Annotated in this window: 1 protein-coding gene; it reads left to right on the forward strand. The window is 67.3% G+C overall.

Going from position 1 to position 697, the window contains the following annotated elements; genetic code table 11:
* Window positions 1–697: aldehyde dehydrogenase family protein (locus G9373_RS45545; protein WP_167121394.1), on the forward strand; the 697-nt coding region annotated here is incomplete at both ends.

The raw sequence follows: 697 nt of genomic DNA on the forward strand, positions 1-697 counted from the left end.
GCCGCCGACGCCATGGTCAACGCCGGCTTCGGCTCCGCCGGCGAACGCTGCATGGCCATCAGCGCCCTGGTCGCGGTCGGCGACATCGCCGACGAACTCGTCGCCAAGATCAAGGACCGCACCGACACGTTGAAGATCGGCGACGGCACCCTCGATTCCGACATGGGCCCGCTGGTGACCAAGGTGCACCGCGACAAGGTCGCCTCCTACATCGACGCCGGCGAAAACGACGGCGCCACGATCGTCGTGGACGGGCGCACCGTGCAGGCCGACGGCGGTGCGGACGGGTTCTGGCTCGGCCCGACCCTGATCGACCACGTCACCACCGACATGAGCGTCTACACCGACGAAATCTTCGGACCCGTCCTCTCCGTCATCCGCGTCGAGACCTACGACCAGGCCCTGGAACTGGTGAACTCCAGCCCGTTCGGCAACGGCACCGCCATCTTCACCAACGACGGCGGCGCCGCCCGACGCTTCCAGAACGAGGTCGAGGTCGGCATGGTCGGCATCAACGTCCCCATCCCCGTCCCCATGGCGTACTACTCCTTCGGCGGCTGGAAGAACTCCCTCTTCGGCGACACCCACGCCCACGGCACCGAAGGCGTGCACTTCTTCACCCGCGGCAAGGTCGTCACCACCCGCTGGCTCGACCCCAGCCACGGCGGACTCAACCTCGGCTTCCCCCAGAACAACT

This window comes from Rhodococcus sp. A14 (genome assembly GCF_011603105.1).
Taxonomy (GTDB): Bacteria; Actinomycetota; Actinomycetes; order Mycobacteriales; family Mycobacteriaceae; genus Rhodococcus_F; species Rhodococcus_F opacus.